We start from the raw sequence: 24,810 nt of genomic DNA, 5'->3' as shown, positions 1-24,810 counted from the left end.
CGTCAACCCAGCCCTGTACGCCCCCATGTTCGTCTTCGAGGTGACCACCGGCCTGTGGCTGCTGATCCGAGGCGTCCGGGGAACCGCGTTCCCAGACGGTTGGGCTAACGGTTGGGCTGGTCGAGGACCCTCTCACCGAAGACGTCCTTGGTCATCTCGTCAATCATCAGGATCCTGGCGCGCCGTCCATCGCCCGCCGCGTCGACTGTCTGGCCCTGATTGTGGACGGGGCCGTGCGGAAGGCGTGTCACTCCGGCGTCGGCCACATCGTGCGGGGTCGCCCAGTCGGTCGGCTCCGGCAGTCCCTTTTCCGCCAGCAGAGCCCGGAAGGCCGGTGTATCGGTCTTGCCGAGCACCAGGTTGAGCACATCGACGTTGTAGGGGCGCAGCTCGGCCCACAGGGACTCACCGAAACACAGTTCGAAGGCCTTGCTCCCCGCGTAGGCCGCCATGAAACTGCCGCCGCCGTAGGCCGCGCCGGAATTGACCAGCAGCAGTCCGCCGCGCCGACGCGCTCGCATGCGTCCGCCGAAATGGTGACACAACCGCATCATCGTCAGCACGTTGATGCGCATCAGGTTCAGCCAGGGCTCGACGTCGGTGTCGAGGAAGTGCGCTCCGTTGGGGTCGGCGCCGGCGTTGGCGACGTACAGCCCGATCTCGCGGTCGCCCACTGCTTCAACGACCTGCTGGGCGCCGTCTTCGGCTGCCAGGTCCACCGACGCCGCGACGCATTCGACGCCCGTTTCGGCGCGGATCGACCTGGCCAGGTCCGTCAACGGCCCCAACCGGCGCGCGAGCAGGACGGAAGGTATCCCCTCGGCGGCGATGCGCCGGGCGAATGCCTGCCCGGTCMCCTCGGAGGCGCCGGTGATTACTGCCCACGGTCCATATCTTTCCGCGAATGTCACGAGGTTCCTCTTCTTCGGTCCGCGGCCCCCAGGCCGCCAGTACTCGCGCTCACCGACCACGCCGCACGGCGTCGCCCACCACCTGAGACCTCTGCGTGTGATCCTCGATCACGAAGGCTCAGGAAGGCTCAGGAAGGCTCAGGAAGGCTAGGCCTCCCGGGCGACGATCGCGTCGACGGCCGCGACCTCGTCCGGGGTGAGCTGCCATCCGGCGGCGGAGGCGTTGGCGATGATCTGTTCGGGCTTCGTGACACCGACCAGGACCGACGCGAYGGTCGGCTGGGAGGCGACCCACGAGATCGCGAGCTCGAGCAGCGAACGCCCTCGTTCCTCGGCGAAGGCGGTCAGCTGCTCGACGGTGGCGAGCCGCTCGTCGGACAGCGGCGGGCGCCGCGCCATGATCCCCTGGCGGAGCATGGTGCTGACCATCGCGTCGGCGCCGAGCCGTGCGTCGGGCGGCGGTGGTACACCCCGGCGGTACTTGCCAGTGAGGAGTCCGCTGGCGAGGGGGAAGTAGGCAAGCACGGCCAGGTCATGGCGGGCCACCGCGTCGAGCACGTCCTGCTGGGGTCGCTCCAGCACGCTGTACTGCACCTGGCAGGACCGGTACGGCGAGAACGACGACCGAGCCGCGGTCTCGGCGGCGTCGTCCAGCATTTCACCAGTGAAGTTGCTGCAACCGACCTCGCGCACCTTGCCGGCGCGCACCAGCCGGTCGAGCGCCTCGAGGATCTCCTCGATGGGCGTATCGGGGTCGGGCTGGTGCTGCTGGTAGAGGTCGATCCGGTCCGTTCCGAGGCGTCGCAGGCTGGCCTCGACGGCGGCCACGATGCGCGCCGCGCCCCGCTGATCCGGATCGGCCTCGCTCTGGTTGAGGAACTTCGTGGCGATGATCGCCTCGTCCCGGCGCTGGCCGAGCGCCGCGCCGATCAGCTCCTCGGAGTGCCCCTCGCCCAAGAAGGACGTGATGCTGTATTCCTCGGCGGTGTCGAAGAGGTTGATACCCGCGTCGAGGGCGGCGTGCACGATCCGATCGACCTCGTGTTTGTCGCAGCCAGCGCCGAAGAAGTCCGTACCGAAGTTGTTACCGCCGAGACCGACGACGGATACCTCCAGGCTGCCGATACGCCGACGATTCACTGGACGTCCAGCTGGGCGAGGAGCTTCCGGGCGGCGTCGACGCATGCGCCGAGCCTTTCGTGCGGACCTACGCCGGCGTCGGCCCGCGAGCGGAGCGGCACCTCGAGTCCGATCACAAGCTGACGCGGCAGCGCGTCGAGTATGTCGAGCAGTGGTAGGTCGCCGGTGCCCGGCACCATCCGCTCGAAACACGCCTCTTCCATGTAGTTGGGAATGGTGGGCACAAGCGGGGCGTCACTGAGCTGGATGTACCCGATCAGGTCGGGATCGATCGCGGCGACCTCGGCCGGGCTGGAACCGGACCGCACGAGGTGCATCGTGTCGATGAGGAGCCGGAAGTCCGGCCTGCCCACTGCCCGCACGGCGTCGAGCGCGGTCGGGAGGTCTGCGATCGTGAGACCGGGCGCGAACTCCAGCGACGTCTCCATCCCAGCCTCGGCGGCCAGCTCGGCAAGTACGCCGAACTGGTCGACGCTGCGGTTGAGGTCCGGGTCGAAGGTGACGGTGTTGACCCGCTGGGCACCGAGYTCGGCCATGATGGCGACGTCGCCCGCGAGATCGCGCATGTTCATGCCGGGTTGGAGTACGAATCCGTCGCCGAGCGACACCGTCACGCCCCGGTCGCGCAGGGCGGCGACCGTCTCGCGCCGCAGGGCTGCATCGTCTCGGAGTGAGTAGGACGGGTAGCCGTACGGATTCGGTAACGCGCTCAGGGCGAGGGCGACGTACCGCAGTCCGAGGTCGGCGGCCAGGCCGACGTATTCAACCGGCGGAAGTCCCATCACGCTTAGCGGCTCGATCGACAGTCGTTCCATCGTGCTCCCTCTCATAATCCACGGTCCTTGGGCCACGCCACGCCGCGACCGTGAGGCTGGCCGTGGTGCCCATCAGGTCGGCCATGGTCGCCCTGCGACGTTGCCGCCGGAGTCCGTCCGGTGCCTGGTGATTTCGGCGGTGCGGGCCTGGCGTAGCCGACGGTTGTCGGTGTCCATCAGGCAGCGGTAGCGGGCCTCGTGCCGCGTGGCCCCTCGACGCCGCACATCACGCGACCTCTAGTGAGACGCGCACGGCGTCCTTGCCTTCAACCCTCCTGTCAGCGAGCGCCAAAGCTTCCTCGAACTGCTCCAGGGGAAAGGACTCGCCCGCCAGTTCCACGGTGGGGACCTTGCCTTCATTGATCATCGAGCACGCGAAGCTCAGGTCGACGCCGCCACCTGGCAGCACGGTGAGGTTCCGCAGCGGGATCTGGTTGATGTCGAAGCCGTCCAGCGGGCGGTCCTTCATCCCGGCGGCCACCACCTTCCCGCCGGGTCGCACCAACTCGAAGGCCGTGATGAACGATCCGGGATGGCCGGAGGCGACGTCGAGCACGACGTCCGCCATCCTGCCGCCGGTCGCCTCAGCGACACGGGTCACCGGATCCTCGTCCTGAAGGTCGATAGCATGGTCCGCTCCGACGCGGAGTGCGGTGTCGAGGCGCAACCGGTCACGTGACAGACCGACGGCGATGATCGTGCCCACGCCCTGTGYTCGGGCGGCAACGATGGCGGCGAGGCCCATGTGGCCCGGACCCAGGACGACCAGTGACTCCCCGGGTTGCGCGGGGCGTACGAAGGTCGCCGAGTTGGACAGGCACTCATAGACGGTGAGCTGGGTCGCAGGTAGGTCATCGCGGAGCTTCTGCACCTCGGAGCCCGGCACGATCTCCATGTAGTCGGCGTAGCCGCCGAACTGCCCGGAAGCCTCATCGATCGGGAAGTCGAACCCGTAGACGCGCGATCTCCCGTCGGCCGTCCTGACGTAGGAGCGGACACCCACCCGGTCCCCCTCCCGCACGCCGAACTCCGCGGCCGCGTCGGGAGAGATCTGCTCGATCCGGCCGACGATCTCGTGGCCCGGAACCGTGGGGAACACTCCCCCAGACGGCACCGGCGCATGACCCCTGAACTGGTCGACGTCGCTGTGACAGATCCCGACCGCTTCGACCCGAAGCACGGCGCAGCCGGGCCGGAGCTTGGGCTTCGGGACCTCGCGGAGCTCCCAGGTCTCATCACCGTTGAACACGATCGCGCGTGGCAACCGGGCCTCCAGAAGTTGACTAGCCAGAGTTACCTGGCGGGTGCCCGACAAGTTAGCACTTCTCTGGCGCATGCCAGGGATTTGCTATCGTCCTGACAGTGGTTGGACATCCGGAGCGGCGAACGCAGGTCGAGCGCCGTGCCGCGTCCGAAGCGGCGTTGCTGCGAGCCGCGGCCGAGCTGATCGCGGAACGTGGGTTCGAGCGGACGTCATTGCGCGGCATCGGCGCCCGCGCCGGGACGAGCCGAGAGATGCCCGCCTACCACTTCGGGTCGAAAGAGGCCTTGATCACCCGGCTGGCCGAACGCGCCCACGAGCGCACGATCGAGGCAAGCGCCGAGGCTCTCACGCGCGCCGGCCGGCGAGCCGAGGAGCTCTCCGCCCTCGAGGCGCTTCGCGTGATGATCGAGACCTACCTCGAGGTCTTCATCGCCGCCGACGCACCCGAGGAACGCGCGGTGGTCGTGATGTGGGGCGCGACGTTCCCGTCCGACTCCCCGCTGCCCGCCGCCGTACAGGCGGACCGGCAGACACATCGCGACCTTGCCGAGACCATCCGAGCCGGCCAGCAGGACGGGTCGATCCGCGCCGACGCCGACGCGGACGCCGCCGCCGTGCTCGTCATGGGGATGGCCCGGGGCATCGCGGCCCTCTCCCTCGCGCATCCCGACGCCGCCGACCCGGCCAAGGTCCAGGGCCTTTGCGGTGCGGCCATCACCGCCTTGCTCCAGGGCCCGAGCCCCACGGCGCCGGACAGCCCAGAAACGGCGGCCCGCTCGTCAGGTCAGCCGCTGGAGCTGAGGAAGAGCGTCGGGTAGACAGACCACGTTCTCGCTCGCGAGCGTCCGCATCTCCGGCTCGGAGACCCCCAGCTCGGTGAGGATCTCCACGGCCTGGGAGCCGACGGCGCCGGGGCTCGCGCCGACCCGCGGCGGCGTCTCCGACAGCCACCGGCCGATGCCCGGCCGGGCCACGTCCCTGCCGTCCACGCCCCGCTCGAAGTAGACGACACCGCGCCGGTGCAGGTAGTCGACCGCCTCGTCGATGGCGACCGCCGGCTGGGCCGCGATGCCGGCCTTCTCCAGCGCCGCGACCCAGTGCTCGGCCGGTTCGGCGGCGAACCGCGCGGCGAGCAGCCCGGCCAGGGCGCCACCCGGGGAATGCCAGTCGGCCGTCGCCTCGCCGGGCTCGATCTCCACCGTGGCCAGGAGTGTCGGGAGATCCGCCTCGTGCGCGACGAGGAAGAACCACCGGTCCGAGGCCGAGTAGAAGCGGTAGAGGGCGTTGTCGCCGTACTCGTTGCGCGCCGCGTCAGGCCGGCCGCCGGCCGTGGCGTCGGGACCGGCACCGAGTACCTCGGCGCGCCCGCCGTCCCGCGGTGCCTGCGCCTCCGCGGTCAGATAGACGGCCTGGTGGAGCGTCGAGCCCTGGACGAGCGAGGCACCGACCTTCTGGCCTCCGCCGCCGCGAAGCCGCGCGTAGAGGGCTACGGCCGTGGCGTAGGCGCCGAGGATGCCGGTGTCGGCGTCGTTGATCGGCGTTGGCTGGTACAGGGTCCAGCCGAAGCGCGACCCGTACCGCCAGCTCATGCCCGTCGCCGCGTTGCACTGGTTCTCGTAGCCCCGGCGGTGCGCCCACGGGCCGGTGAGGCCGTAGGCGGTGATGGAGCAGTAGACGATCTGGGGATTGAGCGCGCTGGCCCGCTCGTAGTCGATGCCGTACCGGGCCTGCGACTTCGGGGTGAAGTTGGTGACCAGCAGGTCGGCCGCCTGGATCAGGTCCCCCGCGAGCTTGCCGCCGGCAGCGCTCTTCGAGTCGAGCAGGATGGTGCGCTTGCCGCGGTGGAGCTGGCCGACGATGCCGTCGGTGACGGCCGGGACCGGGTTGCCGACCTTGATGACGTCGGCACCGAAGTCGGCAAGCAGCCGGGCGGCGGTCGGGCCGGCCACGGCCTGGCTGACGTCGATGGCCTTGTAGCCCTCCAGCGGCAGGTCCAACGGGCTCGCCGTCTCCCCCGAGAGGGCGGGCACACCGGACGCCGCCGACCCGGCGGCCAGCAACTCGGCGAGGATCGCGTCGCGGTCCTGGTCGGGCAGGTGCCGCGGCCGTGGCGCCGGCGCCGCGGGCAGGTCGAAGCCCCGGCCGGGCAGGACGACCGGGCCGGCCAGCGGGTCGTCGAGGGTCACCACGGCGCCGGACCGGGAGGCGTGCTCGGTGGCGACCCACTCCGCCGGGGAGCGGACCATCGAGACCGGCATCTCCGCGCTGGTCGCGACCTCGTCCCACCACGCCGCCGGGTGCGAGCGGACCAGGTCGGCGAACATCGCCATGATCCGGTCCCGCTTCTCCATCGAGAAGGTCCGGGCCGCGACGTCGATCAGGCCCTCTCGCTCCCAGTCCCCTGCCACCCCGGCCGCCACGAGCAGCGGGATGACGAACTTCGAGTAGGGCGACAGGTCGACGATGCCGCCGTCCGCGCACGCGTAGGTGAGGTCGCGCAGCATGTGGTTGTCGCCCATGAGCGGGTTCTCGTACACCCGCATCCCGAGCATGGTGCTGTAGGCCTCGGCGTACGCCTCAGCGAGCGGGATCTCGATCCGCTGGGCGCGCCCGGTGCGCTCGCGGGCGATCAGCGCCATGACGACGGACACCGCGCCCATCAGGCCGCCGAAGTTGGAGGCGGTGGTGATCGGCGTGAAGAGCGGCGCCGCCGGATCCTCGACCTTCGCCCTCTTGCGGCCAGAGGGGTCCCAGTGCTCCCTGAGCGGCCGGTACCCGGCGACGGCGGCGTGCAGAACGCCTTCCCAGGCGGCCACGCCCGCCTTCTCGTCGTCGGACGCGAAGCCCGGCAGCGAGCAGTAGATGAGCCGCTCGTTCAGGTCCGCCGCGGCCGCGGGACCGAGGCCGAGGCGGTCCATGACGCCGGGCCGGAAGTTCTCGACCACGACGTCGGCACGCGCGACGAGGTCGCGCGCCGTGGCCCGGTCGGTCTCGCCGCGCAGGTCCAGCGTGATGCGCCGCTTGCTCCGGTTGAGGAAGGCGTCCGCCGGCCCGAGCGACCGGGCGGCCCGGGGAGAGTCGACGTGCACGACGTCGGCGCCCGCCTCGGCCAGCAGCAGGGCGGTCAGCGGCCCCGCGATCTGGTGGCCGAAGTCCACCACCCGGACCCCGGCCAGCCCTACGCCGGCCTCGCCCACGCCGGCACCGAGGCTGGCACTGGCACTGGCACTGGCCTCGCCCGGGCTAGTTGACCGCACGGTCGCGGCCCTCCCAGTAGGGCGCGCGCAGCTTGAACTTCTGCAGCTTCCCGGTCGCCGTGCGCTCGAGCGCGCCGCGCAGCTCGACGGAGGTGGGGCACTTGTAGTGCGCCATCCGGTCCCGGCAGAACGCGATCAGCTCGGCGGGAGTGAGCTCGGCCCCCGGTCGCAGCACGACCAGGGCCTTCACGGTCTCGCCCCACTTCTCGTCCGGTACGCCGATCACGGCGGCCTCGGCTACCGCCGGGTGCTCATACAGGCAGTCCTCGACCTCGATCGACGACACGTTCTCGCCGCCGGTGATGATGACGTCCTTCTTGCGGTCCGTGATCGACAGCAGCCGGCCGTCGAAGCGGCCGCCGTCGCCGGTGTGGAACCAGCCGTCGTCGATCGCGGCAGCGGTCTGCTCCGGCTGGCGCCAGTAGCCCTCGAAGACATGGTTGGACCGGGCGAGCACCTCGCCCGCGGCGTCGATCCGCAGCCGCACCCCCAGCGCCGGGGCGCCGGCCTGCGACAGCAGCTTCGCCCGCTCGTCGGTGGGCAGGTACTCCCAGCCGGGACGGGCCCGGTTGATGGTGAGCAGCGGCGAGGCCTCCGTGAGGCCGTAGATCTGGATGAACTCCCAGCCGAGGAGCTCCTCGACCCGGGCGATGACCGCGCTGGGCGGCGGCGCGCCGGCGACGACCATGCGCACCTTGTCGCGGCCCGGGACCGGCAGGCCGGCCGCCACCCGCGCCGCCGCGGCATCGAGGATCGAGGCGACGACGGCGGGCGCGCCGCACAGCAGCGTCACGCCCTCCTGCTCGACCCGGGAGAGGATGTCCTCGCCGTCGATCTTGCGGATCACGATGTGCGCCCCGCCCATGCCCGTCACCGCGTAGGGCATGCCCCAGCCGTTGACGTGGAACATCGGCAGCGTGTGCAGGATGACGTCCCGGTCGGTCACCGTCGTGTGCCAGCCGAACGACGTGGCGTTCAGCCAGCAGCTCCGGTGGGTCAGCTGGACGCCCTTGGGACGCGCCGTCGTGCCCGACGTGTAGTTGATCGTRCAGATCGCGTCCTCGTCGGGCTCCCAGGGCGCCGGTACCGCTCCCGGCGGCGCCGGGGCGAACAGCTCGGAGTCGGCCACCCCGTCCAGGACGATCCGTTCCTTCGCCGTCACGCCGGACAGCACCTCGTCGAGCTCCGGGTCGACGAGCAGGAGCGACGTCCCCGAGTGCTCGACGATGTAGGAGATCTCGTCCGCCGTCAGCCGGTAGTTGATCGGCACCAGCGTCCGGCCGAACCCGCTCACCCCGAAGAAGCTGATCAAAAAGCGCGCGCTGTTCGGGGACACGATCCCGACCCGCCCGCCGGCGGGGATCCGCAGCCGGTCCAGCGCCAGCGCCATCCCACGGGCGCGCGCCGCGACCTGCCGGTAGGTGAGCCGCCCGAGCGACCCCGGCCGGCCCGGCTCGTCGACCACCGCGAGGCTCTCCGGATAGACCGTCTCGGCCCGATCCAGGAAGTCGGCGACCGTCAGGGCAACCTTCATCAGCCAGTCCCTCCTTTGACCGGGTTGAAACTACCGGTTCTTCAACTTAGTGTAAATATGGGCGGCAACAGTCCAGGCAGGACAGGCGCGGCCAGCCAGGCGCGGGCCAGACGGGCGCCGGCCCGGACGCAGGTCAGCGGCACCTCGCCCAGACGCGGGCGTGGGAGTTCAGGTCCAGGGCGGGGTCCATGTCCAGGGTGGAAAGGCGCTGATGATCGACTCGAAGTATCAGTACCTCACGTACGAGTCCCTCGACGAGGGAACGATCGTACGGATCATGCTCAACCGGCCGGAGACGCGCAACGCCCAGAGCCGTGGGCTTCTGGTGGAGCTCGGCGAGGCGTTCCTGCGGGCCGAGGCGGACGACACCGTCCGGGTCGTGATCCTCGGCGGCCACGGCCCGATGTTCTCCACCGGCCACGACATGGGCTCGAAGGAGGGCCGGGCGGACCACACGCCCGGGCCGAACCAGCACCCGTCGGCGAGGGTCAACGGCGCCACCCGACAGGGCGCCGAGAAGCTGATGCTGCAGGAGTGGCACCACTTCTTCGAGAGCACCCGCCGGTGGCGCAACCTCCGCAAGATCACGATCGCCGCCGTGCACGGGCAGGTCTACGCCGCCGGCCTCATGCTGATGTGGGCGTGCGACCTCATCGTCGCGGCCGAGGGGACGACCTTCGCCGACATGGTCGGGACCCGCCTCGGCATGTGCGGGATGGAGTACTTCGCCCATCCCTGGGAGTTCGGCCCGCGCAAGGCCAAGGAGCTTCTGCTGACGGGCGACTCGATCGATGCCGACGAGGCCCACCGGCTCGGGATGGTCTCCAAGGTCTTCCCGGCCGACGAGCTGGCCGACAGTGCCGTGGCCTTCGCGCGGCGCATCGCCAGCCTGCCCACCATGGCGGCGCTCCTGATCAAGGAGTCGGTCAACCAGACCGTCGACAACCAGGGCTTCTACAACGCGCTGAACGCCTGCTTCACCCTCCACGAGCTCAACCACGCGCACTGGGCCTGGGTCCACGAGGGCGGGTTCCCCGTCGCCACGCCGGACCAGGACGGCGTCCCCGACTGGCGGACCAGCCCGCCGGTGCTCCCGGCGCTGCGCGACGCCGTCGCCGCCCCCGGCCCGGTCGGCTGACGCGATGGCGAACACGACGTGGACCATGCCACCCGAGGTGGATCCGGAAGCGAAGATCAGGTGTAGCGACTTCTCGCGGGTGGCGTCCCTGTCCCCCGTCGGGAGCAGTGGCACGTACCCGGGTTTCCTGCTGCTCGAGCTGCCTCTGCCGTGGCCGCACGACATCGGCGAGACGCCCGAGGCGGCGGCGATCGCCCCGCTGCTCGGCCCGCTCGGCTACCGGTTGCAGGCCGTCGTCCCGGCTGACCCGGACGCCCGCCCGGAGGACCGGCGCGTCATCCTGCACGCCCGGCCGGCGGGGGACAGCCTGTTCGCGGGCTACCGCCGGTTCGAGCGCCCGGTCGGCGCGTCGCTGCCCGGCGCCGTCGCCGACCTGCTCGCGCTCGCCGCCGGCCCGGCGCCGTCGTACCTGGAGACCGACGGGATCGACGTCCTGGTCTGCGGCCACGGCCGGCGCGACGCCTGCTGCGGACGCCTCGGCGCGGGCCTCGCCACCCGGCTCACGGCCGCCGGGGCGCCCGACGGCGTCAACTACTGGCGCACCAGCCACCTCGGCGGCCACCGCTTCGCCTCGACCTTCCTCGTGCTGCCGCAGGGCTCGGCCTGGGCCTACGGCGACGAGGACCTCGTCGAGACGGTCCTGCGACGCAAGGGCGAGTTCGCCGACGTCGCCGACCACTACCGCGGCTGCTGCGGCCTGAAAGGCCCGCAGACGCAGGCACTCGAGCTCGAGGTCCTGCGCCAGGTCGGCTGGAGCCTGCTGGACTCCCCCCGCGCCGGCTCGTTCGACGGCTCGCGCGCCGAGCTGTCCTGCGTGTATGACGGCGAGACGGTCACCTGGTCGGCCGACGTCCAGCCCGGGCGTTCCCTCCCGGCTCCCGACTGCCAGAGCCCGCCCGCATCCGCCACCAAGAGCCAGACCGAATGGGCGGTCTCGGCGATCAGCCGCGGCTAGTGCCCCCGGAACAGCCGGACCTACCAGATCGCTTCGCGATCCGGCAGGAACCCCGTCCGGGCGTGCACACAAAGATCATTTGCGCACGCCCTTTGGCCTCCAGCACCTGCCCTTTACCTGACGGAGGAACTACATGACTTTCGCGGGACTGAACGTCGCGAAGCTGCTCATCGACGGTCAGCTCGTCGACGCGGAGGGCGGCGCCACCTACGAGAACATCAACCCGGCGACCGAACAGTCGATCGGCGTGGCGGCCGACGCCTCCACGGGCGACATCAACGCGGCCATCGCCGCGGCCCGCAGGGCCTTCGACGAGACCAGCTGGAGCACGGACGTCGCGTTCCGGGTCCGCTGCCTGCGCCAGCTGCACGAGGCGCTGGCCAAGCACGCGGAGCCGTTCAAGGCGATGATGACGGCCGAGGTCGGCCTGCCCACCAAGATGGTCGGCTCCACCTTCGACATGCCGGTGGAGAACGTCGGCTGGGTGACCGACCTGCTGGAGAAGTACGAGTTCAGCCAGGACCTCGGGCTCGGCAACATCGAGGGGTTCGGCGCCCACCGCTGGACCGAGCGGGAGCCCTACGGTGTGGTCGGCGCGATCGTGCCGTGGAACCAGCCGCTCCAGGTGGCCCTGGCGAAGGTGGCGCCGGCGCTGGCCGCCGGGAACACGGTGATCCTGAAGGGCCCGCCGACGACGCCGTGGTGCGTGAGCGCCCTGGGCAAGCTCGTCGCCGAGTACACGGACATCCCTGCCGGCGTCTTCAACGTCATCACCAGCTCGGCCAACGACCGCGGCGAGGAGCTGATCACCGACCCGCGCGTCGACCTGATCAGCTTCACCGGCTCGACCGCCGTGGGCCGCCGCATCATGGAACTGGGCGCCCAGACGGTGAAGAAGTGCTTCCTGGAGCTCGGCGGGAAGTCCCCGAACATCGTCTTCGAGGACGCCGACCTGCGCACCGGGATCGGCATGTCGACCTTCATGGTGTGCCTGCACGGCGGCCAGGGCTGCGCCACGCTGTCGCGCCTGCTGCTGCCGCGGTCCATCTTCGAGCAGGGCGTGCAGCTCGCCAGCGCGATGCTTTCGGCGATGCCGTACGGCGACCCGCTCGACCCGAACAACGTGATGGGCCCGCTGAACAGCGCCCGGCACCGCGACCGCGTCGAGGCCATGGTCGACCGGGCGATCGCGTCCGGTGCCACGCCGGTCGTCGGTGGCCGCCGCCCGCCGCAGCTGGAGACGGGCTACTACTTCGAGCCGACGCTGTTCGCGGACCTGCCGGAGGACGCGGAGATCGTCCAGAACGAGGTCTTCGGCCCGGTCCTCGTCATACAGGCGTTCGAGGACGAGGACGACGCGGTCCGGATCGCGAACAACACCATCTTCGGCCTCTCCGGCGCCGTCTTCTCCGGCGACCACGAGAAGTCCAAGCGCGTCGCCCGCAAGATCCGGGCCGGCACGATGATCGTCGACGGGGGCATCTACTACGGCTCGGACGTCCCCTTCGGCGGCTACAAGCAGAGCGGCATCGGCCGCGAGATGGGCACGATCGGCTTCGAGGAGTACCTCCAGGTGAAGGCGCTGTGCGAGCCGGCGTGATCGTCACCGGCCGCGAGGCCCGACTCGTGGAACGGGCCGCGCCGGCCGGCGCGGGCGCCGCCGCGGCTGCCGCGGCTGCCGCGGCTGCCGCGGCAAAGAACATCGGGGCACAGAACGTCGGGGCACAGGACGTCCCAACAGTGTTATCCGCACGCGTACTTGTTGAGAGGAGCTCCGCGTGACCGCTGCCACGGATATCTACTACGATCCGTACGACTTCGCCATCGACGAGAATCCGTATCCGGTCTGGAAGCGGATGCGCGAAGAGGCGCCGCTCTACTACAACGAGCGCTACGACTTCTACGCGGTCTCGCGCTACGTCGACGTCGAGGCCCTCTCGGTCGACTGGCAGACGTACACCTCGTCCAAGGGCATCCTGATGGAGATGGTCAAGGCGGGGATTCCGACCCCGCCCGGCCTGTTCATCGCGGAGGACCCGCCCGAGCACGACATGCACCGGCTGCTCCTGAGCCGAGCGGTCACCCCGAAGCGGGTGCTCGTCCTGGAGAACCGGATCCGCGAGCTGTGCGCGGAGTACCTCGACCCGCTGGTCGGCAGCAGCCGGTTCGACCTGATGCAGGACTTCGCCAGCCAGCTGCCGATGCGGGTCATCGGCGCCCTGGTCGGCATCCCCGACGAGTACCTGCTGAACCTGCGCGACCACGTGGAGGAGTCGGCCCGGCTCAAGGAGGAGAAGCCGCAGGACTCCCAGCGGCTGCCCAGCATCGGGGAGCCGTACGCCCCGTTCCTGGAGTACAAGAAGTCGCACCCGGACGACGACTTCCTCACCACGCTGATCCAGGTCCGGTTCAAGGACGTCCTCACCGGTGAGGAGCGCGGTCTCACCGACGCGGAGATCCTCAACTACGTCGGCATGCTCTACGCCGCCGGCGTCGAGACGACGGCCCGGCTGATCGGCTGGTTCGGCAAGACGCTCGCCGACAACCCGGACCAGCGCGCCCTGGTGGTAGCGGACAGGTCCCTCGTCAAGAACACGATCGAGGAGACCCTGCGCTACGAGGTGCCGTCGCCCATCCAGGTGCGGGTGACGACCAGGCCGGTCGAGCTGCACGGGCAGACCGTGGACGCGGGGAAGATCATCACCTTGATGACCGGAGCGGCGAACCGTGACCCGGCCGCCTTCCCGGACCCCGACACCTTCGACATCCGCCGGAAGATGGACGCCCACATGACCTTCGGCAAGGGCGTCCACTACTGCTTCGGCGCCGCCCTGGCCCGCATCGAGGGCCGGATCGCGCTGGAAGAGATCCTGGACCGCTTCCCGAAATGGGATCTCGACCTGTCCGGCGCCGAACTCATTCACACCGCCACGATCCGTGGTTACCACAAACTGCCCGTGGTGCTCTGAACCCCCGAATACCCGAATACCCGAACGTCCCCACGCCACGTCACGCGTCCCCACCCCGGACGCGCGAGCCGTTCATGATCTGGTGGAATCCTCGGAGCCATAACTCCCAAAATCCCACCAGATCATGAGACGCGGCGACCCGCCCGCGGTCGACATCCGGCCGCGGGCGGGCGCGTCTGTACCGACCTCCAGATGGTCGTCTTCGTCGCTCTCGTCCTTGACAAGGAGACACAACGTTGCAGATCAAGAGCGGCGCCCGCCTGCGTAGCCAGGTCGATTCCACCGAACTCGTGGTCGTACGTCCGATTCCCGGGGAGGTCGCGCTGACCTGCGGCGGCCATCCGATGATCGACGTCAAGGCCGAGCCCCAGCCCGGTCTGGCCGTTCTGGACGGTGCTACTGGCGAGACCCAGCAGGGCAAGCGCTACATCCTCGCCGACACCGGCCTGGAGATCCTGGTGACGAAGCCGGGCACCAGCGCCCTCGCCATCGGCGCCCAGCCCCTCGTCCTCAAGGAAGCCCGTCCCCTCCCATCCAGCGACTGACCGATCGAGCTCGGTCCACGAAGGAGGCCAACGCCCGAACGAGGCCGCCGCCCGCTCAAGGCCGCCGTCAGAACGAGATCAGCGTGTGATCGAGGTCAGCGCCCGATCCACTTGTCGAAGGCGGGCCGGTCGGTGACGCCGGGTGGGCCGCCCCGCTGGTGGATGCGCAGCGTCTGGAGGTAGCCCCACATGGTGTCGGGCTCCACCAGGCCCGCTCGGACCGCGACGTGGAGGAGATGCCAGGTCCGCACGACGCGGATGCCATGCCGCGTCGCGAGCCGGACCGCATCGTTGTCGTCGGTGACGAAGTAGCCATCGACCTGGCGGTAGATCATGATGGCCAGCGTCTCGGCCTCGCCGAGATGCCGATGTGGGCGGTCGCCGGGGCTCGCGAGTTCTTCGCGGAGACGCCTGGTGTCCTGGAGTTCCGCCGCGTTGGGAAACCAGGGCGACCCGAAGATGCCCTTGGCGGCCCTCAGCGCAGCGAGTTCGGGCCGCCGCGCGGAGGCGTCGCACTCGGTCGCGACCGTGGCGCACCAACGGCCGTTGCCGTTGGCCAGCCGCTCCAGCAGGTCCATGCGGCTGAGGATCGCGAAGTTGATCAGAACCGTGGTGTCCGGGAAGAGAAGGACGGTCACTCCTCAGAGGCCCAGCGCCGCGGAAAGATCGTCGACGTTCACCTCGGGCACGGCGGGCACGTCGACCTCCAGCGCGTCGGGGTCGATGCCGAGCATCCAGGCGAGCGTGCCCTTGCCGAGGGTGCCGGACTCGATGCCGGCGAGGTGCGCTTCCTGAAGCGGGAGCGGGAAGCGGCGGCGCGCGGCGGCGTCCATGCGCAGGGTGATCTCGTCGAAGCTCGCGCCGACGGCCCAGTGACGTCGCAGCAGGCGTTGGGTGGGCTGACTGGCCCATTCCCGGAGGATGGCCGGCAGCTCACCGTTCAGGGCGTTCAGCCTGCGGGCGAGCGCATCGATGGACACCCCCCACTGCCACAGGATCTCGGCCAGGCCGGCCGCGTCCAGCGAGTTCCAGTCGATCGAGGCGAGCAGCACGCGCGGAAGGAGCAGGTCGGCGGCGAACGCGTTCGCCGCCGCCTCGTGCCGGTCACGCTCGGCTTCGGAAATTCCTTGATCGTGGTGAGCGAGCGCGAGGTGGCCCAGTTCGTGAGCCATCGACCAGTTCTCCCAGAACCAGTTGCCCGTGGCCGGCAGGACGATCACTCGATGCCCACCGAGCGTGAACGAGTACGCGGTGGACAGTTCGGCGACCCGCACGACGTCGACGCCGAATCGGGCCTCCAGCCGATCCGCGAACGGCCGCACGAAGTCCTCGCCCAGCGCGGCCCGGACCCGGTCGGCGGTGGCCGGGAGCTGGGAGACAGGTTTCGCCTGGAGGCCGCCCTGGCGATACGTCAGCGCGACGTCGCGCAGCACCTGGTCGTCGGCCTCGCGGTCGGGGACGTCCCGCCGGCCCGTCTCGTGGTCGAACCGGTGCCGCGCCGCGACCACCAAGCGGTTCGGGTCCGGCTGCCCGGTGATCAGCCAGTGAATGTCGGCGTCCAGCTCATCGGCCAGCCGAGCCACCTCGATCGAGGAGAAGGCCCGTTTCCCGTTCAGCGCACGCGAGAACGCGTCGGGAGTCATCCCGATCTTCTCCGCGAGATCCCGGTGCAGGGCACCAGGGCGGGCGCGCCCGATCAGCTCCAACGCCCGTTCTCCGATGCCGTGCATGCGACCACGCTACCTGATCGATTGGCAAAATCCCAAGTCGGACGGTCGGGTTGGCGGTCGGAATGGGAGATCAGGGTTCGACGACGACACGGAAGACGCCCTTGGACCGGTCGCGGGCGGTCTCGAAGGCGGCGGGCGCCTCGTCGAGCGGGTAGCGGCGCGAGATCAGCAGCTCGGGCAGGGCGGGGCGGGACGCCAGCAGGTCCGCCACCTCGGCGAACTCCCGGCGCCCGCCGTGGGCGCTGTAGCCGAGCGACGGCCGCAGGGCGACCTCCTTCAGCGCCAGCTGCGAGTGCGGCAGCTTCGCGTCCTCGAGGATGCCTGCGTAGACGACCGTCCCGCGCTGCCGGGCCAGCTCGATGGCCCGGTGCAGGGCGCTCTCGCTGCCACCGGTCTCGACGACCACGTCGTAGAGCCCGCGCGGGATGCCGGCGCCGAGGCGCTCGCGGGCCTCGTGCTGGTGGGGGTGGCGGGCCTCGATCGCGACCTCGTCGGCGCCCAGGGCCTGCGCCGCCGCCGCGGCGAGGATGCCGATCGCGCCGGCGCCGACCACGGCCACGCGGGTACCGGGCCCGACGCCGCCGAGACGGCAGGCGTGCCAGGCCACCGAGCCCGGCTCGACCAGGCAGGCGTCGCGGACCGCGAGCCCGGCGGGCAGCGGCAGGACCGCGCGGCGCGGGGCGCGGAAGTACTCGCTCATCCCGCCGGGCGCCGTCATTCCGAGCGCGCTGTGCAGCAGGGTGTCGCAGAACTGGTAGTTGCCGTCGTCGCAGTGCGGGCAGTTCCCGCAGCCGGTGATCGCCTCGACGGCGACGGGCGTGCCGTCGGCCAGCACGCCGGAGATCTCGTGGCCCGCGACCTGTCGGCTTCCGTAGCGCAGGTACAGGAAGTCCGACGCGCAGATGCTGACCGCCGCCACCTTGATCAGCTCACTGTCACCGTCGTCCGCTGGCTCGTCGACCTCGACCACCTCGACGCCCGGCGGCGCGTTGCGTACGGCCTTCACGCGCCCGCCTCCTGGCTGTCCGCCGACGACAACGGCGAGGCCGGCCGTTCTGGCGCTGCCGCCGGTGCCGGCGGTGCGGGTGAGGTCGGTGGTGCAGGTGGTGCCGGCGGTACGGGCGGTGCCGCCAGCAGCACCCGCATGTCCCGCAGCACCGAGCGGTTGACCACCTCGATGCGCAGCCCCGCGCTCGTCGTGTGGTACGCGAACCCGCTCGGGCGCGTCGGCCCCGCCCCGCAGGTCTCCAGCGGCAGGCCGGCCTCGGTCAGTGCCCGGGACGAGGCGACGAGATCGTCCACGAAGTAGCCGATGTGATGGATCGCGCCGCCACGCGAGGGCATCCAGGTCGTGCCCGGCACCTGTTCGATGAGCTCCAGGAGCGGCTCGTCGAGCGAGTAGACCATCCGCAGCAGCACCGTCGTCTCCCCCGCCGGCGTCCAGACCGCCGTGGGGTGCTCGACCGCCGGCATCCAGCGGTAGCCGGCCAGGCGCGTGAGCTGCTCCATCGACCCGGCGAGGTCCTGGACGACGACGCAGGTGTGGTACAGGTCCGCGGCCCTCAGGGGTGACAGGGGTAACGGGCAGGGCTCGTTCATCTAGGACCTCCGCAGCAGGATGGCGCCGGCCGGGGCGAGTCCCCCGGTGCTGACGGCGGCGACCGAGCATCCGTCGACCTGGCGGGCCCCACCCTCGCCGCGCAGCTGGACCACCGCCTCGTGGATCATTCCCATGCCGTGCGTCCGGCCGGCCGACAGCTGGCCGCCGTGGGTGTTCAGCGCCACGACCCCGTCCTTGAGGGCGATGTTGTGACCACCGGCGACGAAGTCGGCGGCCTCGCCGATCCCGCAGAATCCCAGGGCCTCCAGCCAGGACAGGCAGTTGAAGGTGAACCCGTCGTACAGCTCGGCCACCTGGACGTCGGCCGGCCGCAGCGACGTTCGGGACCACAGGTGCGCGGACGGCCCGAGGGTCTGCGGCTCGTGGCTGGTCGTGCTCTGGTGCCACAGGAAGCGCTCGGTGATCTGGGTGCCGACCGCCTCGACCAGGACGGGCGGCTTGGGGCGGTCCTGGGCCGTCTCCACCGCGGAGACGATGACGGCGAGGCTCGCGTCCATCGGCACGTCACAGTCGTAGAGCCCGAACGGAGTCGTGATCATCCGGGCGCTCAGGTAGTCGTCCATCGTCATGGGCTCGCGGTAGACGGCGTCGGGATTGAGCGCCGCGTTCGCCCGCTGGTTGATCGCGATCCAGCCCAGCGCCTCGCGCGTCGCGCCGTAKCGGTGGAAGTAGTTCGAGGCGATCATCGCGAGGTTGAGGGCGACCGAACCGACCCCGTAGGGGGCGACGTACCCCTGCGGTCCCGCGACCCGACCGGTCCTGCCGATGCCGTACGGGCTGCCGCCTCCGGGGTTGGCCGCCCGCTGCTGGGCGGCGTAGGTGGCCTGCCACACCGTCCGGAAGCACAGCACGTGGCGGGCCAGGCCACTCGCGACGGCGAGCATCGCGGCGACGACGGCGCCGCCGGGGCCGAAGGTCTCCGAGCCGCCGTTGTACCAGGTCGGCCGGATGYCGAGGGCGTCCGCGACCACCATCACGCCGCCCTCGGTGAAACCGCCAATCAGCTCGCCGCCCGGATAGGTCGACAGCCCGTCGATGTCGGACAGCTCGAGACCCGCGTCGGCGACGGCGGCCTTGGCCGCCGCGACCGCGAGCGTGAGCGGCGGCAGCATGAGCCGCCGGCCGACCGGGGACATGCCGATCCCCGTGATCGCCACCCGGTCCTCGAACTTGTCGGCCCGCGCCATCGGCCGCACGTACCGGGCGTGCTCACCCGGCGCGATCGGGTCGTCCGGGAGGTCTCCGAACGCCTCGCCATCACCATCGCCGGGCCGGACCGGCGCGAACACCGGTAGCCACACGTCCTCGGCGGGCTCGAACCGGACGCGCACGCGCTGCCCCACCGCCGCCCCGCCCGGCGGCACGTCCACCAGGTTCGTGACCAGCCGGGCCCTGGGGTCGTCGTCGAGGGCGACCGAGCCGACGACGAACGGCGGCGGGAAGGCCGGCTCCCACGGCTGGTGGTTGACGGTGACGCCGACCACGGTGCCGAGCCCGCTCACCTCGGCGGCGCCGAGGCGCTCGGAGTGGCAGTAGCAGCAGACCGGCTGGGGCGGGTGCACCAGCGACGCGCAGTCCTGGCACCGCTGGATCCGCAGGACGCCGTCACGGCCCGCGGTCCAGTAGAAGCCGTTGAGATCGTCGAGGGCCGGGAATGGCCGGGCGGGCGGAGGGCTCGCGTCGGACGTCATGGCCAGATAATATATTTGCTACTTGCTACTTGAGAAAGTGGCTGGGCCATCCTCGGGAGGTACGCAGTGTGGGATTTCGAGACCGAGCCCGAGTTCCAGGAGAAGCTGGACTGGGCGGAGCAGTTCGTGYGCGAGGAGGTCGAGCCCCTCGACGCGCTGTGGCGGCACAAGGTGTTCGAGCGTCCGGTCGACCCGACGCTGGCCCGCATCGTCGGACCGCTCAAGCAGCAGGTACGTGACCATGGGCTCTGGGCCTGCCACCTTGGCCCCGAGCTCGGTGGCCCGGGCTACGGACAGGTGAAGCTCGCTCTCCTGAACGAGCTCATCGGGCGCGCCGCCTGGGGCCCGGTCATCTTCGGCACCGCCGCGCCCGACACCGGCAACGCCGAGATCCTCGCCCACTACGGCACCGACGAGCAGAAGCGCCTCTACCTGCAGCCGCTGCTGGACGGCGACATCGTCTCGTGCTTCGCCATGACCGAGCCCCAGGGCGGCTCCGACCCGAGGGTCTTCACCACCACCGCCGTCCGCGAGGGCGACGAATGGGTGATCAACGGTCTGAAGTTCATGGCCTCGCACGCCAAGTGGGCCGCGTTCTACATCGTCATGACCGTGACGAACCACGACGTCGACATCCACCGCGGCGCGTCGATGTTCATCGTGCCGGCCGACACGCCTGGCATCGAGATCGAGCGCAACATGGCGCTGTTCGGCCACGAGCCGGTCGGTGAGGGCACGCACGGCCTGGTCCGCTTCACCGACGTCCGGGTGCCGGCCGAGAACATCCTCGGCGGCGAGGGGCAGGCCTTCGCCATCAGCCAGACCCGGCTCGGCGGCGGGCGCATCCACCACGCGATGCGCACCGTGAGCCAGGCCCGCCGGGCGCTGGACATGATGGTCGAGCGGGCGCTGAGCCGCGAGACCCGCGGCAGCGTGCTCGCCAAGAAGCAGTCGGTGCAGAACTACATCGCCGACTCCTACGCCGAGCTCATGCAGTTCCGCCTCTTCGTGCTGTACGTGGCCTGGCGGATCGACAAGCTCAAGGACTACCAGGCCGTGCGGCACGACATCGCCGCGGTGAAGGTGCTCACCCCGCAGGTGATGCACAACATCACCCAGCGGTCGCTGCAGGTGCACGGCGCCCTGGGGACGACGAGCGACCTGCCGCTGAACGAGTGGTTCTCCGGGTCGATGATCCTGGGCCTCGCCGACGGGCCCAGCGAGGTGCACCGGCTGACGGTCGCCCGCAAGGTGCTGAGCGAGGGCAAGGCCACCGACGGCCTGTGGCCGACGCAGTGGCTGCCGCTGCGGCAGGAGGCGGCCCGCAAGAAGTTCGCAGAGTTCCTCGAGCCAGCCGAGTTCCTCGAGCCAGCGGAGCTCCTCGAGCCGCAGGACGCGGGCGCGTGAGTGCGGTCGTGAGCAGCGCGTCGACCATCGACGTCGACGCGCTGGGAAGCTGGATGGACTCGCGCGACCTGCCGGGACGGGGCCTGCCGGTCGAGGCTCGGCTGCTGTCCGGCGGGCGGCAGAACGAGATCTTCGAGATCCGGCGGGGCGACTTCGCCGCGGCGCTGCGCAAGCCGCCCGCGGCGGCGCCGGCCGAACGTGACGCCGGGATCCTGCGGGAGTGGCGCCTCATCGAGGCGCTCACCGGGACCGACGTGCCGGTCGCCGACGCCATCGCCGCCTGCGACGACCCGAGCGTGATCGGCCGCCCCTTCTACCTGATGGACGTGGTCGACGGCTGGTCGGTGATGAACACGCCGGGCTGGTGGGCGCCGCCGTTCGACACCGACCTCGCCGCCCGCGGCGAGCTGGCGCACGAGCTGATCAACGGCATCGTGCTGATGGGCGCGGTCGACTGGAAGGCCCGCGGCCTCGGCGACCTCGGGCGGCCGGACGGCTACCACGACCGGCAGGTCGAGCGCTGGACCCGCTTCTACCAGCGGATCCGGGCCCGCGAGGTCCCGGGGCTCGACGAGGCGACGGCGTGGCTCGCCAACCACCGGCCGCTCGACTTCGTGCCGGGCATCATGCACGGCGACTACCAGTTCCCGAACGTCATGTTCCGCCACGGCGCACCCGGGCGGCTCGCGGCGATCCTCGACTGGGAGATGGGCACGGTCGGCGACCCGAAGCTGGACGTCGCCTGGGCGCTGCACAGCTGGCCCGAGGACCCCACCGGACCGTCGGACAACGAGTACCTCGTCGGCATGCCGTCCCGGTCCGCGCTCCTCGCCTTCTACGCCGAACGCTCGGGCCGGCAGGTCGATGACTTCGACTACTACCTGGTACTGGCAAAATGGAAACTCGCGATCGTGCTGGAGCAGGGCTACCAGCGCGCGAACGGCGATCCGAAGCTCGAGGACTTCGGTGGGTACGTGGTCAAGTACATGCGGGAGGCGGCGGAGATCGCCGAGTCCAGCGACTACCCAGCGGTGTCGTGACGGAGGTGGGGACGGTGCCCGTCACATCTGCCGCGTCGGCTGATCGCGGAAGCGGCCTGTGAGCACACGCGACGTCGACCCGAGTGCGATCCGCAGGTTCGCCTCGGGTCGGCGGGCCTACGGCAACCTCAAGGACGAGGCGGCCGACTTCATCCGGGACGCGATCGTCTCCGGCGCGTTGCCGCCGCGCAGCAAGGTCGATCAGGACGAGATCGCGGACACTCTCGGGATCAGCCGCGCCCCGGTCCGCGAGGCCCTCATCGAGCTGGCGCAGAAGGGCTTCGTCGACGCCGTGCCCCGCCGCGGCGCGTTCGTCGCCGACGTCACCGTCGAGGACATCGAGGACCACTACGAGGTGGTGGCGCTGGTCTCGGGGATGACGGCGAAGCGAGCGGTCAAGAGGTTGACGCCGGTGGAGCTCGCCGAGCTCCGCCGGCTGCACCAGCAGATCGCCACGACCGACGACGTGACCCAGGTGCAGGCACTCAACCGCCGGTTCTTCCACGTGATCGCGAATGCCGGGAGATCGCCGCGCCTCGACACGATCCTGCGGTTCCTCGGCGGCGCGCTGCAGGGCAGCTTCTACTTCGACGCGCCCGGGTGGGTGGGCAACGAGGCGACCTACCGGGAGCAGATGCTCGGCGCGATCGAGGCGGGCGACGTGGTGGCGACGGCGCGGATCAGCGAGGAACACGTGCGTTCCTGCGCCGCCGTCACCACCAGCCACCTGCGCACCCGCGGCTACTGGCCCGACACCACGTAGGTCTCCGGCGGCCGCCGGGCCAGCCGCGGGCGACGCGGGCGACGCTACTGCTCGCCGGGGCCGGGATTCTCTCTGAGCTCGGCGAGGGCGCTTCGGTTGATCTTGCCAGTGTCGGCGCGGCCCAGGTCGTCGGCGAGCTCGAAGGTCCTGGGGACCTTGTAGCCCGCGAGATGGCTCTTGCAGTGAGAGCGGAGCGCGTCCGCGAGGCCGTCCCGGCCGGCCTCTGGCCGTGGTTGGACGATGGCGTGCACCCGCCGGCCCCATTCGGCGTCGCGCAGGCCGATCACCACGGCGTCCTCGACGTCCGGGTGCCGCAGCAGGGCGGCCTCGACCTCGGAGACGTAGACGTTGGCCCCGCCGGTGACGACCATGTCGGTTCGGCGGTCGGCGATGTAGAGATAGCCGTCCTCGTCCACCCTGCCGAGGTCCCCGATCGAGACGTAGCCTCCCGGCCGGGTACGCGGCGCCGCGTGGCCGATGTACCGGACGTCCCGCGTTCCCTGGACCGGACGGAAGTAGAGCTCGCCCACCTCCCCCGCCGGCAGTTCCGCTCCGTCCTCGTCGACGACCAGGACCTCGGTTCCCGCCGGGCGCCCGACACTGCCCGGATGCCGCAGCCACTCGTCGCCGCGAATCTGCGCGCTGCAGACTCCCTCCGAGGATCCGTAGCCCATGATGAAGCGTTCCGGGCCGACGATGTCGATCCATTCCCGAACCACCCACTCCGGGCAGGCGCCCGCGCCCTGGATGACTMGGCCGAGACTGGAGAGATCCCTTTCGCGGATGCCCGGGCTACGCAACAACCGGGTCAACATGGTCGGCACGAATGCCGCCATGACGACTCTTTCCTTCTCGATGAGATCCAGTACCTGTTCCACGTCGAACCGGGATACCAGAACGTTCCGGTAACCGTCCACGAGGGTGTGGTGCAGCATGGCGAAGCCCTGCGTGTGGTAAAGCGGCGAGCAGACCAGGTTCACGGGATGACGAGTGCCGGCGGTGTCCCCGAAAAGGGCGGGGCCGACCGCTCGCGCGCCTGAGGGCACGATCGTCGACGTCGAGGAGGCGATCAGTTTCGGCGCCCCGGTCGACCCACCCGACGCTATGAGCCACGCCGGGCTCGACACGACCGACGGGAGTCGCGCCGGCGGGGCCGCGTCGGCGGCGCCCATCAGCTCGTCGGCGGCCACCTCCTGGTCAGCGGCGGGTCGACCGTCCACCACGACCACGGCCGGGCCGGCCAACTCGAGCAGCCGCCGGCGCTCGGGCCCCGGCAGGCCAGGGCGTAACGGCAGCACGGTCGCGCCCAGTCGCCAGGCGCCGAGAGTGCAGACGACGTGCGCGCAGCGATTGGGCAGCTCGACGCAGACGACGTCCCCGGGCTGTATCCCAAATCCGTTCAGCCGGGCGGCCACCAGATTGCCTCGCCGCGCGAGCTCACCCCATGTCAGGGTCTCGCCACCTAAAGCCGTGGTCGTCAGGGCAATGAGTTCTGGATGCGCGGCGGCCAGCTCGTCCATGCGCTCCGGCCAGGTCAGGTGACCCACCGGCGCGGTCATCGCGGTCATGAGCCGATTCTAGGACGCGGTACGCGGACGATCCACGAAACGACGGCCCGCGAGAATGACGGCGCGCGGGAATTCGCCAATTCGGTTTCACCACGACGGCGGACGAGCAGACGTGCCACTCGATGGCGATCATTGTCCCGGACGGAACCCGTCGGCGAGGGATCCGTGACCGGCCCGAAGCCAGGCGCACATGATGACGACCGCCGAGTTCCGCCGCGTCACGCCGGAGCGTGGATGCGCCAGCCGGTCTTCTCTGCCAGGCTCACCGTCTCCGCCAGATCTTCGGGAACCGGCATCGGGAATCCCGAGCCCGCGAACGATCCGATGGCCGGCCGGTGACAGGCTCCGGACCAGTGCGGTGTTCGAGAGGGTGGGCACCCAGGCCGATGTTGACCAGGTTCGAGCGGGTCACTACTGTCGCAGCCAGCAGGGACGCACCCGACAGTCCAGCCGGACATGCGA

General features: G+C 70.5%; 21 protein-coding genes. 9 read left to right on the top strand and 12 right to left on the bottom strand.

Going from position 1 to position 24,810, the window contains the following annotated elements; translation table 11 throughout:
• Positions 1–104: 104 nt before the first annotated feature.
• The 4 genes from BCD49_RS10280 to BCD49_RS10265 form a co-directional block, all read right to left on the bottom strand.
• A complete protein-coding gene (locus tag BCD49_RS10280) occupies positions 105–911 on the bottom strand; it encodes an SDR family NAD(P)-dependent oxidoreductase (RefSeq protein ID WP_071041426.1) in 807 nt (268 codons plus the stop codon).
• A gap of 147 nt (positions 912–1,058) precedes the next feature.
• Positions 1,059–2,051: an aldo/keto reductase gene (locus BCD49_RS10275; protein ID WP_071041425.1), complete on the bottom strand. Its 993-nt coding sequence runs from the start codon at positions 2,049–2,051 to the stop codon at positions 1,059–1,061.
• The gene (locus tag BCD49_RS10270) at positions 2,048–2,881 is read right to left on the bottom strand and encodes a sugar phosphate isomerase/epimerase family protein (protein WP_007509819.1); all 834 of its coding nucleotides are present in this window, start codon (positions 2,879–2,881) and stop codon (positions 2,048–2,050) included. The genes BCD49_RS10275 and BCD49_RS10270 overlap by 4 nt, the downstream gene beginning before the upstream one ends.
• A gap of 211 nt (positions 2,882–3,092) precedes the next feature.
• The gene (locus tag BCD49_RS10265) at positions 3,093–4,130 is read right to left on the bottom strand and encodes a zinc-dependent alcohol dehydrogenase (RefSeq protein WP_071041424.1); all 1,038 of its coding nucleotides are present in this window, start codon (positions 4,128–4,130) and stop codon (positions 3,093–3,095) included.
• A gap of 98 nt (positions 4,131–4,228) precedes the next feature.
• Here BCD49_RS10265 and BCD49_RS10260 point away from each other — a divergent pair, with 98 nt between their 5' ends.
• Positions 4,229–4,948 (top strand): TetR/AcrR family transcriptional regulator, encoded by a 720-nt coding sequence (locus BCD49_RS10260; protein ID WP_007509821.1) that lies wholly within the window; start codon positions 4,229–4,231, stop codon positions 4,946–4,948.
• On the opposite strand, the gene BCD49_RS10255 is transcribed toward BCD49_RS10260, so the two are convergent.
• Positions 4,910–7,387 carry a CaiB/BaiF CoA-transferase family protein gene (locus tag BCD49_RS10255; protein WP_007509822.1) on the bottom strand — a complete coding sequence of 826 codons (2,478 nt, stop codon included), beginning with the start codon at positions 7,385–7,387 and terminating at the stop codon, positions 4,910–4,912. The two genes, BCD49_RS10260 and BCD49_RS10255, sit on opposite strands and share 39 nt — an antisense overlap.
• Positions 7,374–8,921 (bottom strand): AMP-binding protein, encoded by a 1,548-nt coding sequence (locus BCD49_RS10250; protein WP_007509823.1) that lies wholly within the window; start codon positions 8,919–8,921, stop codon positions 7,374–7,376. Before BCD49_RS10250 ends, BCD49_RS10255 begins: the two co-directional genes overlap by 14 nt.
• 211 nt (positions 8,922–9,132) lie before the next feature.
• Between BCD49_RS10250 and BCD49_RS10245 the strand changes: the two genes are divergently transcribed.
• The 5 genes from BCD49_RS10245 to BCD49_RS10225 all read left to right on the top strand — a co-directional run bounded on the left by BCD49_RS10245 (position 9,133) and on the right by BCD49_RS10225 (position 14,528).
• Positions 9,133–10,059, top strand: a complete 927-nt coding sequence (locus BCD49_RS10245; protein WP_007509824.1) for an enoyl-CoA hydratase — start codon at positions 9,133–9,135, stop codon at positions 10,057–10,059.
• Positions 10,060–10,063: 4 nt separating this feature from the next.
• Positions 10,064–11,014 (top strand): sucrase ferredoxin, encoded by a 951-nt coding sequence (locus BCD49_RS10240; protein ID WP_007509825.1) that lies wholly within the window; start codon positions 10,064–10,066, stop codon positions 11,012–11,014.
• A 133-nt stretch (positions 11,015–11,147) separates the two neighbouring features.
• On the top strand, positions 11,148–12,614 hold the full coding sequence (locus BCD49_RS10235; RefSeq protein ID WP_007509826.1) for an aldehyde dehydrogenase family protein: 1,467 nt from the start codon (positions 11,148–11,150) through the stop codon (positions 12,612–12,614).
• A gap of 178 nt (positions 12,615–12,792) precedes the next feature.
• The gene (locus BCD49_RS10230; RefSeq protein WP_007509827.1) at positions 12,793–13,983 is read left to right on the top strand and encodes a cytochrome P450; all 1,191 of its coding nucleotides are present in this window, start codon (positions 12,793–12,795) and stop codon (positions 13,981–13,983) included.
• A gap of 236 nt (positions 13,984–14,219) precedes the next feature.
• Entirely contained in the window at positions 14,220–14,528 is a 309-nt protein-coding gene (locus BCD49_RS10225; RefSeq protein WP_007509828.1) for a hypothetical protein, read from the top strand.
• Between the two features lie 95 nt (positions 14,529–14,623).
• On the opposite strand, the gene BCD49_RS10220 is transcribed toward BCD49_RS10225, so the two are convergent.
• The 5 genes from BCD49_RS10220 to BCD49_RS10200 form a co-directional block, all read right to left on the bottom strand.
• On the bottom strand, positions 14,624–15,166 hold the full coding sequence (locus tag BCD49_RS10220) for a hypothetical protein (RefSeq protein ID WP_007509829.1): 543 nt from the start codon (positions 15,164–15,166) through the stop codon (positions 14,624–14,626).
• A 3-nt stretch (positions 15,167–15,169) separates the two neighbouring features.
• Entirely contained in the window at positions 15,170–16,258 is a 1,089-nt protein-coding gene (locus tag BCD49_RS10215; protein ID WP_007509830.1) for an ImmA/IrrE family metallo-endopeptidase, read from the bottom strand.
• A gap of 70 nt (positions 16,259–16,328) precedes the next feature.
• A complete protein-coding gene (locus BCD49_RS10210) occupies positions 16,329–17,264 on the bottom strand; it encodes a zinc-dependent alcohol dehydrogenase (protein ID WP_007509831.1) in 936 nt (311 codons plus the stop codon).
• Positions 17,261–17,857, bottom strand: coding sequence for a VOC family protein (locus BCD49_RS10205; RefSeq protein WP_007509832.1), 597 nt, complete (start codon positions 17,855–17,857; stop codon positions 17,261–17,263). The genes BCD49_RS10210 and BCD49_RS10205 overlap by 4 nt, the downstream gene beginning before the upstream one ends.
• Positions 17,858–19,570 carry a thiolase C-terminal domain-containing protein gene (locus tag BCD49_RS10200; RefSeq protein ID WP_071041423.1) on the bottom strand — a complete coding sequence of 571 codons (1,713 nt, stop codon included), beginning with the start codon at positions 19,568–19,570 and terminating at the stop codon, positions 17,858–17,860. It lies immediately after the preceding gene.
• A gap of 66 nt (positions 19,571–19,636) precedes the next feature.
• On the opposite strand from BCD49_RS10200, the gene BCD49_RS10195 reads away from it, so the two are divergent.
• From BCD49_RS10195 to BCD49_RS10185, 3 genes are read left to right on the top strand one after another with little or no spacing between them, the layout of a single operon-like run.
• Positions 19,637–20,977: an acyl-CoA dehydrogenase family protein gene (locus BCD49_RS10195; RefSeq protein ID WP_071041422.1), complete on the top strand. Its 1,341-nt coding sequence runs from the start codon at positions 19,637–19,639 to the stop codon at positions 20,975–20,977.
• A gap of 53 nt (positions 20,978–21,030) precedes the next feature.
• Positions 21,031–22,017, top strand: coding sequence for a phosphotransferase family protein (locus tag BCD49_RS10190; protein ID WP_198536182.1), 987 nt, complete (start codon positions 21,031–21,033; stop codon positions 22,015–22,017).
• Between the two features lie 58 nt (positions 22,018–22,075).
• A complete protein-coding gene (locus BCD49_RS10185) occupies positions 22,076–22,780 on the top strand; it encodes a GntR family transcriptional regulator (RefSeq protein WP_007509839.1) in 705 nt (234 codons plus the stop codon).
• A 44-nt stretch (positions 22,781–22,824) separates the two neighbouring features.
• On the opposite strand, the gene BCD49_RS10180 is transcribed toward BCD49_RS10185, so the two are convergent.
• On the bottom strand, positions 22,825–24,348 hold the full coding sequence (locus BCD49_RS10180; protein ID WP_071041421.1) for a class I adenylate-forming enzyme family protein: 1,524 nt from the start codon (positions 24,346–24,348) through the stop codon (positions 22,825–22,827).
• Positions 24,349–24,810: the final 462 nt, after the last annotated feature.

Origin of the sequence: Pseudofrankia sp. EUN1h, assembly GCF_001854645.1 — a bacterium.
Lineage (GTDB): Bacteria > Actinomycetota > Actinomycetes > Frankiales > Frankiaceae > Pseudofrankia > Pseudofrankia saprophytica.
This window is presented reverse-complemented; position numbering and strand designations above follow the sequence as displayed.

What these genes read in the sequence shown, in the direction of transcription:
- BCD49_RS10190 (WP_198536182.1), top strand. Translation starts at nt 21,031, where the DNA reads ATGGACTCGCGCGACCTGCCGGGACGGGGCCTGCCGGTCGAGGCTCGG.
- BCD49_RS10245 (WP_007509824.1), top strand. Translation starts at nt 9,133, where the DNA reads ATGATCGACTCGAAGTATCAGTACCTCACGTACGAGTCCCTCGACGAG.
- BCD49_RS10205 (WP_007509832.1), bottom strand. Translation starts at nt 17,857, where the DNA reads ATGAACGAGCCCTGCCCGTTACCCCTGTCACCCCTGAGGGCCGCGGAC.
- BCD49_RS10215 (WP_007509830.1), bottom strand. Translation starts at nt 16,258, where the DNA reads ATGCACGGCATCGGAGAACGGGCGTTGGAGCTGATCGGGCGCGCCCGC.
- BCD49_RS10235 (WP_007509826.1), top strand. Translation starts at nt 11,148, where the DNA reads ATGACTTTCGCGGGACTGAACGTCGCGAAGCTGCTCATCGACGGTCAG.
- BCD49_RS10240 (WP_007509825.1), top strand. Translation starts at nt 10,064, where the DNA reads ATGGCGAACACGACGTGGACCATGCCACCCGAGGTGGATCCGGAAGCG.